The sequence below is a fragment of the Paenibacillus sp. FSL H7-0737 genome (genome assembly GCF_000758545.1).
GTDB lineage: Bacteria > Bacillota > Bacilli > Paenibacillales > Paenibacillaceae > Paenibacillus_AQ.
Genome location: NZ_CP009279.1, coordinates 1013792 through 1033453, shown reverse-complemented (window position 1 = coordinate 1033453; position 19662 = coordinate 1013792). Strand labels below are relative to the sequence as shown.

At 45.9% G+C, this 19662-nt stretch carries 17 protein-coding genes; 7 read left to right on the top strand and 10 right to left on the bottom strand.

Annotated features, from left to right (window positions below; all coding sequences use genetic code 11):
- Positions 1-201: 201 nt before the first annotated feature.
- From H70737_RS04495 to H70737_RS04485, 3 genes are all read right to left on the bottom strand, one after another.
- A complete protein-coding gene (locus H70737_RS04495) occupies positions 202-2604 on the bottom strand; it encodes a hypothetical protein (RefSeq protein WP_052404159.1) in 2403 nt (800 codons plus the stop codon).
- 4 nt (positions 2605-2608) lie between these two features.
- The gene (locus tag H70737_RS04490; RefSeq protein ID WP_042185099.1) at positions 2609-5998 is read right to left on the bottom strand and encodes a tubulin-like doman-containing protein; all 3390 of its coding nucleotides are present in this window, start codon (positions 5996-5998) and stop codon (positions 2609-2611) included.
- 61 nt (positions 5999-6059) lie between these two features.
- Positions 6060-7877, bottom strand: coding sequence for a vWA domain-containing protein (locus H70737_RS04485; RefSeq protein WP_052404158.1), 1818 nt, complete (start codon positions 7875-7877; stop codon positions 6060-6062).
- Between the two features lie 187 nt (positions 7878-8064).
- Here H70737_RS04485 and H70737_RS30585 point away from each other — a divergent pair, with 187 nt between their 5' ends.
- From H70737_RS30585 to H70737_RS04475, 3 genes are read left to right on the top strand one after another with little or no spacing between them, the layout of a single operon-like run.
- Positions 8065-8235, top strand: coding sequence for a hypothetical protein (locus H70737_RS30585; RefSeq protein ID WP_156113055.1), 171 nt, complete (start codon positions 8065-8067; stop codon positions 8233-8235).
- Positions 8228-9154 carry a hypothetical protein gene (locus H70737_RS04480; protein WP_042185097.1) on the top strand — a complete coding sequence of 309 codons (927 nt, stop codon included), beginning with the start codon at positions 8228-8230 and terminating at the stop codon, positions 9152-9154. Before H70737_RS30585 ends, H70737_RS04480 begins: the two co-directional genes overlap by 8 nt.
- 58 nt (positions 9155-9212) lie before the next feature.
- Positions 9213-10991, top strand: a complete 1779-nt coding sequence (locus H70737_RS04475; protein ID WP_042185095.1) for a hypothetical protein — start codon at positions 9213-9215, stop codon at positions 10989-10991.
- A 94-nt stretch (positions 10992-11085) separates the two neighbouring features.
- On the opposite strand, the gene H70737_RS04470 is transcribed toward H70737_RS04475, so the two are convergent.
- Both H70737_RS04470 and H70737_RS04465 read right to left on the bottom strand, forming a co-directional pair.
- Positions 11086-11640, bottom strand: coding sequence for a pyridoxamine 5'-phosphate oxidase family protein (locus H70737_RS04470; protein WP_042185093.1), 555 nt, complete (start codon positions 11638-11640; stop codon positions 11086-11088).
- A gap of 792 nt (positions 11641-12432) precedes the next feature.
- Entirely contained in the window at positions 12433-12915 is a 483-nt protein-coding gene (locus H70737_RS04465) for a GyrI-like domain-containing protein (RefSeq protein WP_042185091.1), read from the bottom strand.
- Between the two features lie 153 nt (positions 12916-13068).
- Here H70737_RS04465 and wrbA point away from each other — a divergent pair, with 153 nt between their 5' ends.
- Complete coding sequence (gene wrbA, locus H70737_RS04460) at positions 13069-13710, top strand: NAD(P)H:quinone oxidoreductase type IV (RefSeq protein ID WP_042185089.1); 642 nt, start codon at positions 13069-13071, stop codon at positions 13708-13710.
- Positions 13711-13792: 82 nt separating this feature from the next.
- On the opposite strand, the gene H70737_RS04455 is transcribed toward wrbA, so the two are convergent.
- From H70737_RS04455 to H70737_RS04435, 5 genes are all read right to left on the bottom strand, one after another.
- Positions 13793-14791, bottom strand: a complete 999-nt coding sequence (locus H70737_RS04455) for a Gfo/Idh/MocA family protein (RefSeq protein ID WP_081951038.1) — start codon at positions 14789-14791, stop codon at positions 13793-13795.
- 45 nt (positions 14792-14836) lie between these two features.
- Complete coding sequence (locus tag H70737_RS04450) at positions 14837-15190, bottom strand: DUF1648 domain-containing protein (RefSeq protein ID WP_042185087.1); 354 nt, start codon at positions 15188-15190, stop codon at positions 14837-14839.
- A gap of 34 nt (positions 15191-15224) precedes the next feature.
- On the bottom strand, positions 15225-15551 hold the full coding sequence (locus H70737_RS04445; RefSeq protein WP_042185085.1) for a nucleoside triphosphate pyrophosphohydrolase: 327 nt from the start codon (positions 15549-15551) through the stop codon (positions 15225-15227).
- A gap of 37 nt (positions 15552-15588) precedes the next feature.
- Positions 15589-15984, bottom strand: coding sequence for an 8-oxo-dGTP diphosphatase MutT (mutT, locus tag H70737_RS04440; RefSeq protein ID WP_042185083.1), 396 nt, complete (start codon positions 15982-15984; stop codon positions 15589-15591).
- A gap of 168 nt (positions 15985-16152) precedes the next feature.
- Positions 16153-16866 (bottom strand): YceI family protein, encoded by a 714-nt coding sequence (locus tag H70737_RS04435; RefSeq protein ID WP_042185081.1) that lies wholly within the window; start codon positions 16864-16866, stop codon positions 16153-16155.
- 149 nt (positions 16867-17015) lie between these two features.
- Between H70737_RS04435 and H70737_RS04430 the strand changes: the two genes are divergently transcribed.
- From H70737_RS04430 to H70737_RS04420, 3 genes are all read left to right on the top strand, one after another.
- Entirely contained in the window at positions 17016-17696 is a 681-nt protein-coding gene (locus H70737_RS04430) for a response regulator transcription factor (protein ID WP_042193322.1), read from the top strand.
- Entirely contained in the window at positions 17684-19099 is a 1416-nt protein-coding gene (locus H70737_RS04425) for a HAMP domain-containing sensor histidine kinase (RefSeq protein WP_042185080.1), read from the top strand. The genes H70737_RS04430 and H70737_RS04425 overlap by 13 nt, the downstream gene beginning before the upstream one ends.
- A 69-nt stretch (positions 19100-19168) precedes the next feature.
- Positions 19169-19660, top strand: a complete 492-nt coding sequence (locus tag H70737_RS04420) for a hypothetical protein (RefSeq protein ID WP_042185078.1) — start codon at positions 19169-19171, stop codon at positions 19658-19660.
- Positions 19661-19662: the final 2 nt, after the last annotated feature.

Below are 19662 nucleotides of genomic sequence, written 5' to 3'. Positions count from 1 at the left end.
GAATGGAATAAAAGAAACATCTATTTCTATTCTATTGCATAATGTGCATTGGAAATAAGGAGAAATGTCCCTATTCCAGAAATCTACTTAAATCTATTGTATCAAATACAACAGAACTCTAATTAAAGGTTATATCCGATGAATCTATTGCACAAAATGCAATAAAGAGACTCAAAGTGAGGGTACCCATCTATTACGCCATCAGCGCATCTCGGGAAGCTGCTCTTCACTCACCCCATGAAGCTGATAGCCATTCTGAGCATAGGTTTCATAATAAACCTTACCATTACGGTAGTAGAGCAGGTCTTCTAAATGGAAACCACCCATCAGATTTAACTTCTCCACTCCGCTCCTGCGCTGTTCATGCACGAAGCCTAAGCGATAGATGCGGGTCGTCTCATCCACACCAAATGCATAGCGCAGGAATTCAGATGCGCTGTCTCCGAAGAAATATTTTTCCTCATGACGATGCTCTTGCGTGTATTCGAACAGACGAACATTGATCGTCGCGCTATCCTCCAGATTATGGTACAGACGCTTGAACAACTCTTCCTTGGATAGAACCTGACGGTTCTCATAAGCAGCCGCAACATTTGCACGCCGCAGCAATTCTTCTTCGAAAGAAAGAGCAAACGGATCAGCCGTTAATATTTCCCGCTGACAAATGCCAATCAAACGCTCCGCTACTGCTTCTTTGCCTTGCTCTAAAAGCTTAGAAACGCTACCCATGTACTTGTCACTAAAGAATATTCCTGGCCCACGCCGGGTCTCGATCTCTTTCATTACTTCTTCTGTGACAACTCGATAGTATTCCATCACGTTCTGGCCAGTGGTTTCGTTCGTTCGCCCAATGCTGTCCATCACAGTAATACGTAACTCTTCTTCGAGCGTCTCCATAGCTTTCACACGGGCCACACATTCCACGTGAAGCTGCTCAAGCGCAGATTCCAAACGACTGCACAGCGCAAGCTCACTTTCCATGCATAATAGCTCATATTTTTTGCCATATACCGCAGAGAATAAGTAATGAATGAAGTTGCGTACCGTTCGTTTGTCAAAAAGCGGCACACGCTGGAACGGTTGGCGCTCCACACTTTCCGCATAAAGATCCTCAAGCTCATCCTGCGCGGAGACAAGTGCTGAACGCAATCCTGTCATATGCTGACGCAAAGCATGCAGCACACTGCCACCCTCATCACGATCAGCTGTCCAGTCCGCAAGCTGATAGAATGTTACTGCTGGCGTAGCTGTTTCCTGTGCCGTCAATAGGGTGCGCCATCCACGAAGAGGATGAATACCTTTTACTCTCCGGTTAGACTCTGCGACAAAATTATTACGGAAATAAGCTTCGCCCCCATCACCGAACAGCTGCTGTTCAGCTTCACGAAGTGACAACTGCTTCAGCTCATTGTAGGACGGACGTCCATGGCTCATTAGCCCCGTCATTTCACTAAGGCCGTCTTTCTCCGGGACTAGCTGCGCCCTATGCTCCCGCAAACTATCAGGATCCAGCCCTAATAGAGATTGACGCTCGCGCATAGTCCATGGACTACCCTCACGCATATCCGCTGCAAGGCGCCGGAAGGCGTGATACAGCACGGCCAAGGCAATTTGGACATTAGGTCTTCTCACGCCAGAAAAGCCTGCGGAGGCGTAGCCCTGTCTTCCTGTGCTACCTCTGATACCGCTTTTGAAGGTCATATTGTTATAGCCACCGTGTCCGGTTGCCTGATCAGAGGTCGGGCGGACACGGTTCTTAAGTAGACTAATATGGGAGATGATCTCATAGTTATCATCCATGCCGTGAGCCGACATCATGCCGCGCTCATTCTTATCGGAGAGCAGATACACAAGGTCAAATAAAGCGGAAGGACCATGACTCACTGGAATCGACAGACCATCCTCGGTTACAAGTAGCGGTGCATTAAACGTATAGTCCGTAGCTTGCATTCTGTCCAATTCACGCAGAAAAGCCAGCCCTACTGAGCTGGAATATCCAAAATTATCCCCTTGCTCCCGCTCATTGATTAAAGCGTAGAGATCCGTCTGTACCGACTTGAAGGACTGGCTGAGTATTGCTCGAGCCAGCAGTGTAATTTCTGGCAACAATACATTAAGCGGGTCATCGACCCGCGTAATGATAGAGAGATGGATCACGTCAAAAGATGAATATAGCCGTCCATAATCCGCTATACTGTTGCTCAGCCGCCGAATAACTTTATTCATTTCAGCAAGATAACGTGTATCCTCATGAAACTTGCGGTAAAGTTCATGACGCACAGTGCGTGGATCTGACCCTGCCATATCCGGCAAGGCCATGGCCAGCACCCGGTCTTTTCCTCCTGCATCAGAGCCCCTCTTACTTCTGTCTGTGTCCTCACTCTTCGTGCCTGACACAGCATGTAATGCCATAACACCGCCGGCGTTATCCCATTTTCGTTCGCAGCTATCCAGCACCGGACCGATGGCCGGAGCAACCTTGTCGCCTACGAACAGAAACAGGGCAGGGTAATGGATGCTGCTGCGTCCATCCCCTTTACTGCGCTGTGCCTCTTCCTGTACCGCATATTGTTCACCATAAGATAATGCCAGTGTTTTGATCATAGGCCTATTTCAACTTTCTGCGGATGCTGCCGAGTTTGCTAGTCATACTCTTGTAGAAACTATACATCTCATCGCCGCTCTCATACTCTACCCGTTCATACTCCAAGCTGTCGCGTGCTTCAAGGAAGGATACATACAGCCCTTCCAGCTTATAGAGCAATGGGGTTACGTCTTCAGCGGCAGTCATTTCACTCGCACGACGAGCTGCCTTACGCAGTAGAACGCTGCGGCTCTTCTCATCCAGCTCCCGGAAATGACGGTACACGGCATATTCCACGTAGCTACGTTCTTTCATCAAGTTGGCAAACGGCTCCCAAGCGTCCTCTTCTTCATCACGATCATAAACGTAGAGTGCGCCTTTCTTGATAATGCTGTCCGTGTACAACGCCTCGATGAATTGGTCCATCCACTTGTCTTCGTCCAGATATTGATGGAGCAGCCCTTCAAGCTCCGTTGCTTTTGCAGTCAGCTCAGCATATTTAGCTAGCTCAACACGAACACGAGAAATCAGCTGCGGTGAACGAATTAAATTCTCCTGTGCCATTTCTTTGTTAATGCTGCCAAAAATATCTTTAATGCCTTCGCGTTCCAAGCCCTTCTCGCGCAGATTCTTAAGTTCATCAGCCGCCTTCTTCACTTCTCCGAGATTCGGACGTGAAGAATTTAACTGCATATCAAATCCACTCAATAGAGCATCCATATCAAATGGTTTCGTGAACACAACAGAGTATCTGTTGCTTGTATTCTCGTCTACACCTTTTTCGATGATCACTCCGCTTGCCAACGCCTTTGCAAAGTCTGCACGTACACGTGCGTTATAATCACGTACACGAGAATTGACGTAGGTGTCACCCCATGATTTTTCCGGAATCGGAGAAGGCAGATACGTCCAGTTGTTCTTATCCGTCATCACCAGATGGCGGCCGATCCCTTCCTTATCTAGAATGGTCCGCTCATAGTTCTCTTCAAACACCCGCAGTGGCGTGTATACGAAGAGTGGCACACCGTTGCGGGTGTTAAGCCAGAAAATACGGTTTTTGACTTGGCTTTCTTTGATTGTAAATTGTGATTTGCCAAGCGCATTATTCTGATAATTACGAATCCCTTTCAGGATGCCAGGTGCTTTAACAGGTACGGAAACGAAGCCCCATGATGGGAAATGCAAGCTGCCCGAGCTGTTGCTAAGGTGGAAGGTAGGCACAGCCTCTTCGTCCAATTTACCGGCAATGATCCGCTCTACGAACTTATCCAGCGGCTCTTCATGGCCGAATTTCATCACAAGGAAATCTTCCATCGAACGGGTGATCAGATCCCCGAACTTATCACTAAGGAACTCTGAAATCGAGCGAACGATATCAATCTCCTGTTCCTTAACCCAACGTCCGGAATGCTTCAGCATTTCACGGGTGAAGTCGCGAATCAGGTCGTCGCCGTCCTTCTGATCCATGATTTTGGAGATCGTCGCCGAAATATCCGGCACGTTAACAATGTTCCAATAATAAGTTTTGTTTCCTTTATAATCCGCTTGCTCTTCACCATTGATAAGGATGTCCCCATTCTTGGCAAAAATCGAGCTAAGCGCACTAAGAATCTCCGTAAATACACCATAAATCCGGCTGTTTTCATCGTTTAAGAGCTCGTATAAGTCCTCATAAAATTGAATCATTTGCTCAGTACGTTCTACATCGGCATGCAGCCAATACTCATTGATTTTAGCGTCAATATAGGCATTTTTCTTCTTCTCTTTGGATACAAAAGCACTGCGTGCATCGCTCAGCTTCTCATCCGCACTGTCCTGCGCCGTCTCAATATCGCGTGGCAGACGCAGCAAGCTTTCACGTAAAGCCTCAATATAAGACTGAATCAGTTTCAAAATACAGAAGCCCTTCTCTGTGTACAGCAGGCGGGAAACGTAGAACGGCCCTTGCTCTGGGTGCAGGAAGATGCGCTCCAGCTCTTCACTGAAACGTCCAACAATTTCGCCAGGCAGCTGCTTTTTCGATTTAATATATTCCTCACGGGCACGAGCCAGGAAGTTCTGCTCCAGCTCTGTATCCATACTTACCACTTGATTCTTGACTACATTGGCATGACTCAAGCGTTCGCTGTTCTCGTATCCTGGCAATGGCTCAGGCACACGGGATTCAAAGGTTTTAATCATACTGTCGAGATCAATCCCAAGCTTACGTGCGAATTTCTCAACATCCTCTTGACCAGGCGCCTGCTGGAACATTTTTTCCATTTTATCAAACAAGCGGAAGGCCAGATAAGTCGTCATTTCCTCAATCGGAAGCACGGCAGACGAGGCGCCGATAATGTTGTACTCATAGTTAGCTGGATAAGTCTTATTCATCTGCGCAATATTGGTGCGGATATTACTGATATAGTCATGGATGGCGAATTCTTCACCAGACTGCTTTTCTTCACTTGCCATAAAGTTCGTGATGTTCTCAGCCGTTACGTTCATACAGTAATCATACGCATTCTCTAACAGCTTACCTTCGGTATTCGTTGCAGAGATCAAATGGCATAAATTAAACGGAGGCAGTGGAGAGTTTACCGTCAAAATATTCCCGTATTGCTGCTGGAATCGCTCCCCACGACTATCTACATTCATCCAGTAATCCAGCTCTTTTAGCGCCGCATAACCGTTCTTGCGAATATATTCACGCGTATGCTCACTTAGACTTTTATTAGACAGGTTCACGTCCGGTGTAAAGAGATAACCCAGTGTGTTCACACGGTCAATACCGGCTGATCCATAATCACGTTCAATAATACCGCGTACGATATAGGCAATATCAAGGAACGCTCCACTACCTGTACCCCCTGACAGACCTGTCAAAAGGAAGACCATCAGCTTTTTGTTCGTGCCTACAGATAAGGTCTTGATCTTCTTATCAATCGCTCCTACAACCTGATTAATCTTGGTGAACAAGAGCAGACGTCCAGCCTGCCGCACACCAGCGGCACCGTTCATACCATCTGTGATACTCAGCTCGGGTGACAGCCAATCCGTGATGTACGAATCAAGGATACTGCGGTTCTGCAGCAATCCGCCGATTTCAGCATTCGCCAGCAATACAAATTCATTCTGTGGATCGAGTCCGATCCCTTTGTATTTCTTTCCGCGATCCTGTTCATTCGTTTCAAAAGCTAGAAACTCTACATTATCCGGCTTGTCCCGCTTCTTCTTGGATATCGGATCTTCTGGCAGCTTAAAGCGGCGGTTAATCTGATACTTAAGACGCAGCAGGGCATCAATGCCCGTGCCGCCTAGTCCAATAATCAGGATCGGATTATCAATCGTATCCACCCTGATCTTATCGCTGACAATCCCGCCGCCTAGTGATACATCCAATTGCTGTATATGCTCTCTTACTACTGGTTTCATATGCTTTATCCTCCTAAAAGTTTTGCGGAAGCTGTACTTCAGATTTCTTGCAAAACCACTTCTATACTAAATATTCGAGATAAATCGTCTTATCTACCGTGTGCAGGGACACTGAAACGCGGTCACCACTCTTCAGCTCAAGACCACGCGAGGCATCCGCAGCACGTCCGGATCTCTCTACAGTAATACCTTCTCCACTGCGTAACAGCAATCGGTCATTCTTAGCTGGTGTGAAAATAATGCTCTCGCTTTCCTTGAGCTCAGGCGCTAATTGCAGCAGCTGATGAAGGGTGAACTTGCCTCTGAATCCAGCAAGTTTCTTATATTGTGGGTAGGTCTTTTCACCCGTATTGCCGTCTTTAACCTCAATTACCAGCTGTCCAACAAAACCACGTGCCGATTTCTTATTCAGCACATACCATGCGGCAGCGGCTGCCAACACCAGAAGAATACCACCAATAATGTAATACAAGGTATTGGATGAAGCTTCTTTCAGAGGTTCTTCTTTGCCCGTTCCTGTCGAAGGACTGGTAGTTGCAGCGCCACCTGCCTTCGCGCTGATTTTTACAGGAGCACTTTCACGATAGAAACTGCTTTCCTCTGCACGAACCTTCAGCTCATAGTCATGGCTTTCTTTTACCTCGAAGGTGCCCTTAAAAACATCCCCGGAGTTATCCAGTTCGATTTCCTGTACATCACCTGTATCGATATCTGTAGCAAGCAGTACCGCCTTCATATCTTGATACAAATTACTGAGCGTTACCTGAGTACCATTGCTGAACAGGTGAGAGGTAATATCAATTTTATCACCTTTTTTATAGGTTGCTGATGGCAACGCATCGATCTTAAGCTCCAAATCATAGTTAAAAACTAGATTAATATCAATTTTATCCTTTGGCACACCTTTGACCTGAAGCTTCCAATCTCCTTCTTGCGGTGACAACAGCTTGATCAAGCTATAAGTAGAAGACTTCGACAGCACAACATCCTTGGACGGGATGGCGACAGCATTTCCTGAAGGATCAGTTAGCTTCGCGGTCACAGGCTGTGACGACATAATTGAGATATTGGCTTCCAAAACACTGCCGTTAGGCACGTTGACAGTCACATCCTGATAATCCCCATTTGCAGTGATCGACTGCACAGGTACTACCTTTAACTTCAGATGACTAGCAAAAATTTCACTAAGTATTTGCGGAAGATCATCTGCGGAGTCCGTCGAAAATGCTTTACCACCTGTCTCAGTGGACAGATCAGCGAGTTTCTGTTTATTCAGCTTGCCGTCTGCGTTAAGACCAATCGTATAAATGGGATAGCCATTCTTCTTAGCGATTTCCACGGCTGCATTCAATTCTTTATCCGATTCGCTTTGCGTCCGGCCTGTTGATTTGTTGAAATCGTTATTGCCGTCAGCTAGCATTACGATGATTGGCTCATGTTTCGGATCGCTACCATTCTGGAGCACCTTCACAGCTTCTTCCACACCGACAGCAATGTCGGTATAAGCTCCACGGTCCAGTCCATCAATAAAATCCTTCAAATCCTGTTTATCTGTCTCTGAGTTAATTTCCAGCAGGGCCTTCTCCCGCTGTACCTTGTCGGTATAGGCAACAATACCTACTTTATCACCTTGGGTGGATAGCATATCTATGAACATTTTCATCGCTTCGTTCGCGACTTTGTTCTTGTCACTAGTCTTCATGGAGTTGCTGACATCGATAAGAAGCACCGCATCAATGTGAGATTGCGCCGACGTTGCCGCATAGGCCTGAACCGCTGCAAAAGGTGAGGCAGCAAGACATAGCGCCAGCAGTAATGCCGGGAAGATACGTTGAAAAAGTGTCTTAGTTGTTCTGTTACTTTGATATTTACGAAGCATAAATAGGGCTCCTCTTGTGTTATATTAGGCACATATGACAGCTTCAGCACTGTCGCTAAAATCTGTAAATAGTATGCCATTATGATATAATTAAACCTTGTAAACTTCAACTTTAGGACCGCCGGACCAAAGTAGCAATGATGCATAGAGTTATCATTCTATGAGCCATCCAGACTGCGAGGCGTCTATGAGAAAGGACTGTTCCATGATTTCATACGTCATTCTTGGGATTACGTTCCTAATTGTCGTAATTCAGATTTCCATCTATGCTGCACGCCAACGTAAACCACTAACTCGAGATGATATTAACGACCGCCTGCTGGCCGCTTTGAACGGAGGCGATAAAGGCCGTGAATAAGAAAAGACCTGTTACCTTTCGCCCTTTCAAGGCTCCTCGTTACGCTTATGACAAGCTTCGTATTTGTCGCCACTGCGGACAATACACTGCTCTCGGTGAAGATCGATGCACCAAATGCGGTAAAGACTCGCTTATTACGGTAGAGAAGCAAGCTGCATCCATTGCAGGAAGAAAAATGCATACGCGCCTCCTACTCATCTTACTGCTTACACTAGCTTCCGTCTATTTTGGGAATAGCATAGAGCAGATGATGTTATGCGGTGCCGGAGGGATTCTCCTCGCTGGACTATTGTACTATACGCAGCGAAAAGCACGGCAGAACGAGAATCTTCGTTCTCTTAACGAGCTGCTTGGCCGAGGGATTGGCATCATCAAAGAGGGACTGGAGATCAACCGTCAGGAGGCTGTCTCCGTACTCCGTGAGGATGATGTGCTTGCCTACGAGAAGCTGCGCGAACTCTCCATCCTGCTTCGTGGTGACCGGATCGCACGGCAGCGTATCGCCTTGCTGCATGGATTTTTGCTTCGCAAGGATATGGATTTAGAACTGGAGCAGCTTCTTCTTAAGGATTTCGAGCCGCTGCTAGCCGAATATATCGGCGAGATCGCTAAAGTCCGTCCTGATCTGATCAAAGATCGTACACTACGATACGTAAAGAACTATGAAGTAGAAATTCGTCATATGAATAATGGTATGACCATCCTTACGGGAGTTGCCGGAGCTGCAGTAAGAATGAAGCGTTATGCCCTGCTCTACTCCAGTATGATCGGCCGATACGTGCAAGATCTACCTAAAGACCGCTTTATGCGGTTATCCAAACTCATTGCTGCTAATCCCCATGAACCGTGGAATGGCTTGGACCAAAGAGTAGCGGACATTCGTGAAGCCAAATACCGCTGGGACCCCGAAGTTCAATAGAATAAAGAATGATGTGAAACTATGCTTTCTTATATTTTGAAAAAAGAGGCTACTCTATATGACGTTCAAACAATTAATAACCCTGCGAAACTTTATGATCATTTTGTGTATAAGTATGTTTGTGATGCTTGGACAGAAGGTTTATCTCATCGCCGACAAAATACAAATAACCAAGGAAGCCGACCGTCTCTATGCTGCTGGCGATCTGATAAGTGCAGAGAATCAGTATCGCCTAGCGGCGGCAAACCATTCCATTCTTTATATGGAAGAAAAGGTTGCGAAGCGACTTGATGAGCTGTCACCAATCACGGCCATCCGCCAAGGTTTGAAGGCCTTGGTATCTTCCGCTAAAGCACAAGCTGCGACTAAAGATTTCACCGGATTTATGAAAAGTTATGATACTCTCCTCAGCTTAAAAGCTACATATATGAAGCCCGGTGGTCCTTATGAATCCTATTATCGCCAGTTATCGACCGATTCAGGCATTTCTGACCAGTTCACAACCTACTTCCGAGAATTTAAGGAGCAGTTTCTTACCGAACTTGCTCAGAGCCAAGATGGAAACAAGAGTGAAGAAGACACTTTTAAATGGAATCTGTTGCAGATTCCCGATGCCTATTACGGAAGCGCTGCATCCAAGGAGGAGTTGCTAGCCTCCAAGTTCAAAAGTCATGATACAGCTAAACTAAAAGCCTTAGCAGGCACAGGAAACTTTACAGGCATGCTGGAGAGCACCCTCTCCATGATGAATGCTTACAGCCAGCATAGTTACGAAGCGCCATGGGTACTTGGGCAGGCAGAAAGTAGCGGAAAGATCATCCTGAACAAAGATCTAGAGAGCGATAACATCACCGCCTTTGCTGGGCATGCTGTTGCTTATCGTAATTTTGCAGGATCGGCAGGGATTACTTCATCCAAAGTACTAACCTTAGTAGATACTAGTAAAGCTAAACTACTTAAAAATGCCAAGCGCATGACCAGTAAAGGTCAATATGCTGAAGCTATTCAGCTATACAGTGATCTTGCTCCGTTAGAGGATACTTCTTCAATCATAGCCGCTACAAGATTGGCTTGGAATATTGCCGAGCCTGTGCGCCTTCTCCCGGGCGGTGAAGAGCAAGGCAGATATGGGAACGTCATCTCCAGCAAGGGACTACACGATAAGAAGGTCATTGTGGCTGGAACGGATAGCAATGGTGTCCTCTATTATGCAGCAATGAATAGCGACGAAAGTGTCATAACTTTAACTGGAAATATTTTACCAAAATTCGAGAGTCTGCGCAGTCTAACTTTTAATGACCAGCTTGCTGCTTCTTCAGGTTCTGGTGCCCCCGTGGTTCTGGCTGAATCTGAGGTCGAAGGTGGACGTACCCTTTTTACAGCATATGAAATGAAATCGGATAGTATTTCGCAGTTGTTTTCAGTGTCTGGAGATAGCTATGAACTGCAGTCCGATGATTCCTTACTCGTATCTAACGCGGATCTCGGAGACGGTGTCGTTGGACAGACGGCACGTTATCGTAAAGTAGATGGCAGCTATCAATTTGCTGAGATTGTTCAGGAGTATGCGGTAATTTCAGCTTCCGATGTAGCGCTTCATCCTTTTGAAAAGGTATCTTTTCACTGTGAAATCGTCGCAGATAACTTCGGTAATATGCTGGCTTACTCGAATGGGGTTTATATTTTGCTTCAAGGAGACTTGGGTTCCGTTACAGGTAACGCGTTAGTTAGTGGTCAATATCAGAACGGTTATCAGCTTGTTGGAACGGAAATGGGAGAGCAATATGTGCCTGTGTTTGTGGTAGAATCCGTGGGTAGTATGAGTTTTGGACAGTAGAATATATGAGATAACTGCTTAGTCGAATTGAGAGATCGCTCATCGTGACGAATGTGAAACTTTATATACATGAACCTAGGATCACCATGTCCGCTTAGTTTTTTTGTCCAAGGGGTGTCGGTAGCCCGTCTATACTTGTGGTGTTCTTCTCTTGTCTATATTCTTTCAGACCTGCTTCGCCCTTTTGGATAGACCAACGTTGTAACGTCTCTCGCTCACCATCATAACTCATGAATGGGACCGAAAATCCGCAGGAAGTCTGTACCTTATGAACATCAATTAAAATGATCTGTCTAGCTCCAGGCAGAGGTGTAAAAATAGGGTACAGTGCTTCCCATTCTGATGAACCAGGCAGGATTACTGTCCCTGTTCCATACAGTCTCAGAATATTCGGCGGTCCTTCAAACGCACAAAACATAACCGTCACTCTTCCATTTTCCAGCAGATGTGCGCTCGTCTCATTACCACTACCGGTCATATCGAGATAAGCCACTTGATTAGGAGACAAAATCCGCAAACAATCATGACCCTTAGGTGAAAGATTAACATGCCCCTCTTCAGATAGCGGCGCTGACCCTACGAAAAAAAGATGCTGCCGAAGAATAAACTCCTGATGTGCAGGTAATATAGCCGTGAATTGTTTTCCCATTTGGTGTTCTCCGTTTCGTTTTGGTTTGTGTGTGATTTGTTGGGTGGGACTGTCATGCTCCATCGAACATATAAACTAAACCAGCTACTTCAGCTACACTTCCTTAGTTCAACTCCATCAAAATCCATCCACTTCACTCAACAAGTTATTTCATTTACACTCCACTTGCTCCATCTACTTCCAAACGGTTTGGAGCATCATTAGGGTAAATGTAGGGTATTTTTGCCCCTCTTTCTTGCTTTTTGGGCTCTTTGAGGCAAATGTAGATTACTTTTACCCCTCTTATTTGCTTTTTGGGCTCTTTGCGGCAAATGTAGGGTATTTTTACCCCTCTTTCTTGCTTTTTGGGCTCTTTGCAGTAAATGTAGGGTATTTTTGCCCCTCTTTTTTTGCTATTTGGGCTCTTTGCGGTAAATGTAGGGTACTTTTGCCCCTCTTTCTTGCTTTTTGGGCTCTTTGCGGTAAATGTAGGGCATTTCTGCCCTTGAAGATTGCTACTTCAGCTAGACGCAGCTAATGTGGGAGATTTTTACCGTTCTGTTGCACCACTTCGGCCTAACACAGCGAATGGTACGAAATTTTTACCGTTTTTTCTGGTTAACAACACATCCGCAATTAAATATGAAGCGTATTTACTCATTCCTTCTATTGATATATATTCGTTTTAATCGTTGAGTAACCCTTCACCCTCACCCAAGGTATTAAACTCATCACCGAAAAAAGGAACTGCCTCTCGGCAGCCCCCATATCCCCACGAAACATTTCTTTTAGCTAAAATATCTTTCACCCGATCTACTCAATCGCAATATAAATCTCAACCTGCGTGTTAGCAGGATCAAAATTCCTCGAATCGTAAATTTCAAAATCGCCCGTATAAGTTCTTACCTCTGTAGATGCCTTAAAATAAGCCCAAATCTCCCCCCATGCTTGCGAGACTACTTCAAATACCGGACCTTTTTTCGTCGTAAAAACCATATACTTGCTCTCCGGAACAGCCGCACTCACAATACCGCTATCCGCTAAATGTCTCTCCCCAGCCACTTCATGCCCAATCACAACGGTATAAGCTCCTGACGCATCACTCTCATAATCTGTATACAAGGCATAGATATACTCAGGCTTAACCGTATCCATCTGCCCCGCAATATTACTTTGGAAATACGTTTCCCACAGCCGCGATAAGCCGCCATCGGGACCCATTTCCACTTCATTTGTCGTACGTATGCTAACCCCAGCCAAGGTCATTTTCGGTTTTTGTACAAAATAAGTATTCATTATTCTCCCTCATTTCCTGTAATTGAGTTCAGTATACACAAGGGAAGTGGACATCTGTCTGTCCAGTTAGAGCAGAATTATCGATTTGGGTTATAAAAGCATCAATGGGGTAATTAATAGTATGGAACTACACTCGAAGGGAATGACTCCAGCATGTCAAAAATTAAATTAGCCGTCATCTACTACAGTGCCACAGGAACTAACTACCAGCTAGCACAATGGGCCGCGGAAAGCGCCGAGAAAGCGGGAGCTGAGGTAAAACTGCTGAAGGTGCAGGAGCTGGTTCCCGAGGATAAAATCGCGGCCAATCCGGCGATGAAGGCCCTGGCTGAGAAGACAAAAGATATCCCAGTCGCAACACCTGAAGATATTGTGGAGGCCGATGCGATTATTTTCAGTTCTCCAACCCGTTACGGTAACATTGCTTCTCAAATGAAGCAGTTCATTGATACAACCGGAGGGATTTGGGGCAAAGGACTCACCGTAAACAAAGTCGTCAGCGCCATGAGTTCAGCACAGAATCCACATGGCGGACAGGAAGCAACGATCTTGGCACTCTACACATCGATGTATCACTGGGGAGCGATTGTCGCAGCACCAGGTTACACAGATCCCGTCACATTTGGAGCGGGAGGCAACCCGTACGGAACAAGCGTCAGTGTAGATGGAGACGGTAAAATGATCGAAGAGCAGGATCGGATCCGTGATGCTGTTTTTCATCAAGCGAAGCGCACCGTTGAAGTCGCCGGCTGGGTCCAAGCAGGCAAAAGTAAAAACGCCAATAGTCAGAACTAGACTTCCACCTATCGTTCGATATAGCAAACACCCCTCGGAGCTACCTTGTAGCGTGTAAACCGAGGGGTGTTGTTTATTTTATTTACTCTCCAGGATACTTAAGACCCCACTGCGCACGTATTTGATCCAGCAGTTTCAGAATCGCTAACGATTCATCCAGTGACATGACTGGGCTTTCTGTTAGCCCTGCTTGTAGACAACGGCCTACTTCCTCTGCTTCAAAACAATATCCAATAGAAGCTCGATCATCCACAAAGCTCTCTACCTTCTCATCCCCTATATAAAGCGAAGCAGATTTCGGGTTCACTAACGTCCCTTCAACAATTATACGACCCTCTGTTCCAAACACATGCGCTTCCTCCAGCATATTAAGACGAATGCCGCCGTTCAACGAAGCGGTTTTTCCATTGCCATAATTCAGCAGCATGGAGAAATGCTCGTCCACTCCAGTCTCACCAATATGCACCGTACTGGAGATAGATTCAGGATGAGGTCCAAACACCATCGAGGCAAAAGAAACCGGATAAATCCCAACATCCAGCAGCGCGCCTCCGCCCAGCTTCGGATTCAGCAATCTGCTTTCCGGATTCCAGTCGGTGCGAAATCCTAAGTCTGCCTTCACCAAGCGAACTTCACCGATTCTACCCTCGGCGATCCATTCTCTAACCTTCACAATCGCCGGGATGTAACGACTCCACATGGCCTCCATCAGGAACAGCTTATGATCTCTAGCGTAGGCCACCACTTCTTCCAATTCTCCGCTATTCACGGTAAAAGGCTTCTCACATAGGACAGCTTTGCCTGCACGCAGCGCCAATAATGCATTTTCTTTGTGAAAAGGATGTGGCGTTCCAATATATACCGCGTCTACATTCGGGTCATTTACCAATTCATCATAAGTAGCATAAGCATGTGGTACTTCATGATCCCTCGCGAATTTATCTGCACTTTCCTGTGAACGCGAACCCACGGCATATGCCACGCCATTGCTGGCGTGAGCTAAATCAGTAACAAACTGATGGGCAATCCAGCCTGTACTGAGAATTCCCCATCTTACCTTGTAAGCGTTATCCATTTTCATATGCATGTTCCTCCTAATCCTTCTGCTAAGTCTCTTTTAATTCTATCAGACCATTCTAATAAATGTATAGGAACTGATGCCAGCAAACACCACCGTCACCACCAAAATAGCAATATTCCAGATCCTGCTCAAAGCCGCTGAATGCTCGTTAGAACTCTGAATAAACGCTTTTTGCAAAAGGAACTGCAGGAATTTCATGATTATTAATCCCAAACATCCAAGCCCGCTTTGCAAAATAACCTCCAGACTAGACTTACTTACAAATCTATCAGCCATGTTCCCATCGTAATGGATCGGGACCCTATCAGGCATTTTGGAATATAGGAATAAATAAATAGCTACAGGAATCAAGGCTACCACGCCGCTTAAGATCATCATCAGTTTGGTTTTGGACAACATTAATAACCTCCTTATACAGAACAATAATCTCTAGTTATTCTCCTTCCACTTCAATCAAAAAAATCCGCTCCTTAAATCCACCACGACGTTCAGCTTTCTCCGCACGAAGCTCCTCCAGCTCTGTGCTATTACTTCCATGGGTCTCCGCCAACGCTTGAATTACTTCCAGCATGTCGGCAAGCTCCTCTAGAGCTTCTTCATTACTCACTGCCCGAAAATACTCCTCCGACTCTTCTTTCAATTTTTTACGTAGTTCAGTTATGTATTCTTTGGACTCTAATATTCTTGTTTTAAAGTCTTTACCTTGAGAAGCTATCAGGTTGGGAATTCCGTCACGCACTAGCTTTTCATATATGGGCACTTAAGTTCTTCCCTTCTACTTGATGTTCGGACTGCCTTCAGACTTGATCTGACCCCACCATTAGCCGTACTACAAAAGGAATATCTGCAGGAGCAAAAGTGAACTGACCGAGTGTAGTTGGAAACACCCACCTATATTCATCGTGATCGACAAGTTCAATTACACCTCCCAAATATCGGGCTTTCCAAGCAAACAGTCTGATCTCGACACTTCCATAGTGGTGCTCGTTCACGCCAAAGCTTTCATAGGGAAGGATTGTTATCCCCATCTCCTCCTGAAGCTCTCTTTGCAGACAATCTGCGATGCTTTCATCCTGCTCTATTTTGCCGCCAGGAAATTCCCACAGACCTGCCTGAGATTTACCTTGCCTACGCCGAGCAATAAGAATCTGTCCTTCTTCATTATATATAATCGCTGCCGCCACCTGGATCACAAGGAACACCTCCTTTATTGCTATTTATTAGACAGATACTTCTATTAAAACATACATTTCATTCCAAACCAAAGAGACTCTCCCAAAAGCTATTAGGCCCGGGAAAGTCTCTTCCGTACAGTTTCTCTATAAATTCACAGCAACATCTTCCTTAAGGAAAGACTGCTGCTATTTCTTCAGCACAAGCTCTAATCGAACCTCAAGATTGTTCTCCGTATCCAGCACAACGGTGTGCGGATTGCTTAAGCCAAAATCAGAAAAAGCCACTGTTGTTGTACCCGACAGCATCAGCTGTCCACCACTGTACGCTGCTTGAGACTGGAAGGTAACGTCCTTTTCTACACCCTTCACTGTGAGCGTTCCTTGCATTTCAACCGGCACAGTGGCTCCTTCGGTCCATTCCGTTGGCAGCTCCGAGAATGATTTAACTACAAACGTAGATTGCGGAAATTCCGTAACGGCTAGGAAGTCTTCCCCTTTTACATGTTCATCTCTTTGGCCATTGCCAGAGTCCAGAGCGCTCATATCTACTGTCCCTTCTCCAACCATCGAAGTAGAATCTTCTATATTAACTTTCCAGGTACCTTGAACTTTGTTATCCACGAAGTTTACTGTTTCTTTAGAGGTGGTTACTGACCAATATACTTTAGAAGCATCCGTAACCGTCCAATCACCGTTTAATTGATCGGCTGTGACCGCCATACCTACTGGTGCTCCAGTGTTAGTCGTGCTTTCTCCATTACCGGCTGTTGTGGCTTGCCCTGGAATCACGGACTCGATCTGTACATTATTGCCCAGCGATTTATCCAGCAATGTATAACCTGTGACTACTCCTACGATAATGACTCCGGCAGCGATCAAGGCTATTCTTTTTCTCTTCATCCTGTTCCCTCCAATATTCAAAATATTCTGTATATTTTCAAGCTCGTCCCTCATTCTAACAAAGCAATAAGTCGGGAAGAAGTCAGAGCAGAGCGAGCTATGATGTGTTAAACTTGTCGTAATTTTATAGATTGGAGGACCACCACATGATGAGATCCATTCTAATTGTTGAAGATGAGGAAGCTATCTCCAGGGTCCTCAGTGCCTATCTGAAAAAAGCAGGCTTCCATGTCACCCGTGTAGCCGACGGACGTGCTGCGCTGGAGTCTTTTGCTATAACACCTCCCTCATTAGTATTACTCGACATCATGCTGCCAAACATGGACGGCTTTGAACTGCTAAAGCTGATCCGTGAAAAAAGCAGCTGTCCCGTAATCATGCTCACCGCAAGGGACGGGATCAATGACCGACTAGCCGGACTCGACGGCGGTGCGGATGATTATATGTCTAAGCCCTTTATTCCTGAGGAAGTGGTGGCACGGGTGAATGCTGTATTACGCCGTCCTTCGCAGTGGTCCGATGGCAGCCGCAAACGGCATTATGGCAGTTTGTTTATCGACTTTACTGCACGAGCTGTCTTTTTAAACGGGGTTGAGCTGAGTCTTAGTCCACGCGATATGTCGGTCATGTTATTTCTGGCTGAAAGACCTAATCAAATATGTACTCGCGAGCAATTAATAGAACATGTCTGGGAGATGGATTACGAAGGAAGTGACCGGGCCGTGGACTTGTCTATCAAAAGACTTCGCCAAGCGCTGTCGCATTGGCCAGTAGATGAGGGGGAAATCCGTACCCTGAGAGGAACAGGATATCAATTATGGACAACCTAAAGAAAAGCAGCCCCAAACGTACTTCGATTCTCTCCTATTGGACGATTCGTTACCTGCTCATCATTAGTGTTGGCCTCCTGCTAACTGCACTAACGACGTTCTGGTGGATCCAACAAGAAGCTATGAGTAATCGGATGCAGACTACTGGATTATTAGCACAGGAGATTGCCGACCGGAGCGTAAATCATGAAGGTTCAATAGAGATCAGCCAGAATCTTGGAATGCTCATTGAAGACCGAAAACGATTCTTCAAGTTAACCGTAGAAATGTGTGTAATCATTACGGATCAGCAAGATCAGATGCTGTTCTCTATGCCACCACTAACTGAAGATGAGATGAGGCATAAACTTAATGATAGTCTTAACGACTCTCGCAGTCCGGAGTTCAAAGCTGCAGTAGCGTCCATAAAATCGGATGGGGAAACGCTGGGACAGGTGATTGTCCTTCAATCCAAGAAATCGCTGCGGCATATTCCGCAGGAGGAGATCATTTTTTTCTCCATTCTGTTGCTATTTCTAATCATATTAAGTTGGCTAACCATTTACCTCTTGTCCCGTAAACTGGCAAAACCGATCCAGAAAGTAGCCAAAGCAGCCGCTCAAATCAGTCATGGCCGTTATGATATCGTTCTGGATAAGGACGCCAAAGAACGAGAAATCCATGAACTGATGTTGTCTTTTGAAGAGATGGCAGGCAAGTTACAACAATTTGAGCAGTCCCGTGCGGTTATGTTAGCAGGTGTATCCCATGAACTAAAGACACCAGTAACCTCTATTAAAGGCCTAATCCATGCCGTTCGTGAAGGGGTTGTCGAAGACGATGAAGCTGTGGAATTTCTAGATATTGCTTTGCAGGAAGCTGGACGATTGCAACGGATGGTTGCCGATCTTCTGGATTACAACGCTCTGACTGCAGGAATCGTCTCTGTCCGTCACGATCGACTGGATGCCGTGCCACTGTTATCTGAAATCGTGTATCAATGGAAGCTGACACAAGCGGATGAAGTTGCAGAGCCTATGCTCCATATGCCAAGAACTCCCTTATTTTTGTGTGGGGACCCGCTACGTATCCAACAAATCATCGTCAATTTACTTAATAACAGTGTACAAGCCAAAGCCCCAGACCGAATGGTGCAGCTTACAGTAGAGTTGCTTGAACAGCAAGGTCATGGCATGGCGGAGATTCGTGTTCAGGATAATGGGCTGGGCATCTCATCGAATCATAGTGAACACGTCTTCGAGGCTTTTTTCCGAGGTAGCGACAAACAGAGCACACTACGTGGTCTGGGACTCGGTCTCACCTTCAGCCGTCTTTTGGCCGAATCTATGAACGGAAGCCTCGTGCTTGAGAAGCACTCCCAGGAAGGCTGTACCTTCGTGCTGTCTCTGCCGCTTGATCACTAAAAAATAGTCTGCGGGCCATCGTCATGGTATAATCATGTGCACAATCACACCGAAAACCGGAGGCTGTATATGCTTACTTTTGAACAAAAATTAGCGATTCTCGACTCTTACCCCCAACTGGAACGTAAAAACGTATCCCTTGGGCGCGTGAACTATCACTACGAGGAAAGCCAGCATGATAAGAAAACCGTTGCTTACCATCTGCATCCTAATGGGAATGGTTATGTGTTCGCAGGCTTATTGCGGGGCTATGAGGCAGATGATAAGGGCTTTGTGAACATTCGCGACTACTCGGAAGCCGAGCTGCGGAGTCTGCTGGATGCCTCCATCACCTCACTGTCTATCTACATTCCAGACGCCCCTGTAGCCAGCAAAAGAAAGAAAAAGGCTGCGGCAGCCGCCGACTCACTCTGGACTAATGATGAGGGCCATACACTGACACTAAAGCTTGAGGATGATTTATGGTATGTCTATGCCGACCTTAATCTAGAAATGGCCTTTGAGACCCTTGAGGAAGCTAAAGAATATTTAGCGGAAGAGGGATTTACAGCGCAGGAGTAAGC

Excerpts from the sequence above, each read along its gene's own strand:
- H70737_RS04435 (WP_042185081.1), bottom strand. The coding sequence starts at position 16,866 with ATGAAGAGAAAAAGAATAGCCTTGATCGCTGCCGGAGTCATTATCGTA.
- H70737_RS04485 (WP_052404158.1), bottom strand. The coding sequence starts at position 7,877 with ATGCTTCGTAAATATCAAAGTAACAGAACAACTAAGACACTTTTTCAA.
- H70737_RS04470 (WP_042185093.1), bottom strand. The coding sequence starts at position 11,640 with ATGGGAAAACAATTCACGGCTATATTACCTGCACATCAGGAGTTTATT.
- wrbA (WP_042185089.1), top strand. The coding sequence starts at position 13,069 with ATGTCAAAAATTAAATTAGCCGTCATCTACTACAGTGCCACAGGAACT.
- H70737_RS04430 (WP_042193322.1), top strand. The coding sequence starts at position 17,016 with ATGAGATCCATTCTAATTGTTGAAGATGAGGAAGCTATCTCCAGGGTC.
- H70737_RS04475 (WP_042185095.1), top strand. The coding sequence starts at position 9,213 with ATGACGTTCAAACAATTAATAACCCTGCGAAACTTTATGATCATTTTG.
- H70737_RS04465 (WP_042185091.1), bottom strand. The coding sequence starts at position 12,915 with ATGAATACTTATTTTGTACAAAAACCGAAAATGACCTTGGCTGGGGTT.
- H70737_RS04495 (WP_052404159.1), bottom strand. The coding sequence starts at position 2,604 with ATGATCAAAACACTGGCATTATCTTATGGTGAACAATATGCGGTACAG.
- H70737_RS04455 (WP_081951038.1), bottom strand. The coding sequence starts at position 14,791 with ATGAAAATGGATAACGCTTACAAGGTAAGATGGGGAATTCTCAGTACA.
- H70737_RS30585 (WP_156113055.1), top strand. The coding sequence starts at position 8,065 with ATGAGAAAGGACTGTTCCATGATTTCATACGTCATTCTTGGGATTACG.
- H70737_RS04420 (WP_042185078.1), top strand. The coding sequence starts at position 19,169 with ATGCTTACTTTTGAACAAAAATTAGCGATTCTCGACTCTTACCCCCAA.
- H70737_RS04490 (WP_042185099.1), bottom strand. The coding sequence starts at position 5,998 with ATGAAACCAGTAGTAAGAGAGCATATACAGCAATTGGATGTATCACTA.
- H70737_RS04450 (WP_042185087.1), bottom strand. The coding sequence starts at position 15,190 with ATGTTGTCCAAAACCAAACTGATGATGATCTTAAGCGGCGTGGTAGCC.
- H70737_RS04425 (WP_042185080.1), top strand. The coding sequence starts at position 17,684 with ATGGACAACCTAAAGAAAAGCAGCCCCAAACGTACTTCGATTCTCTCC.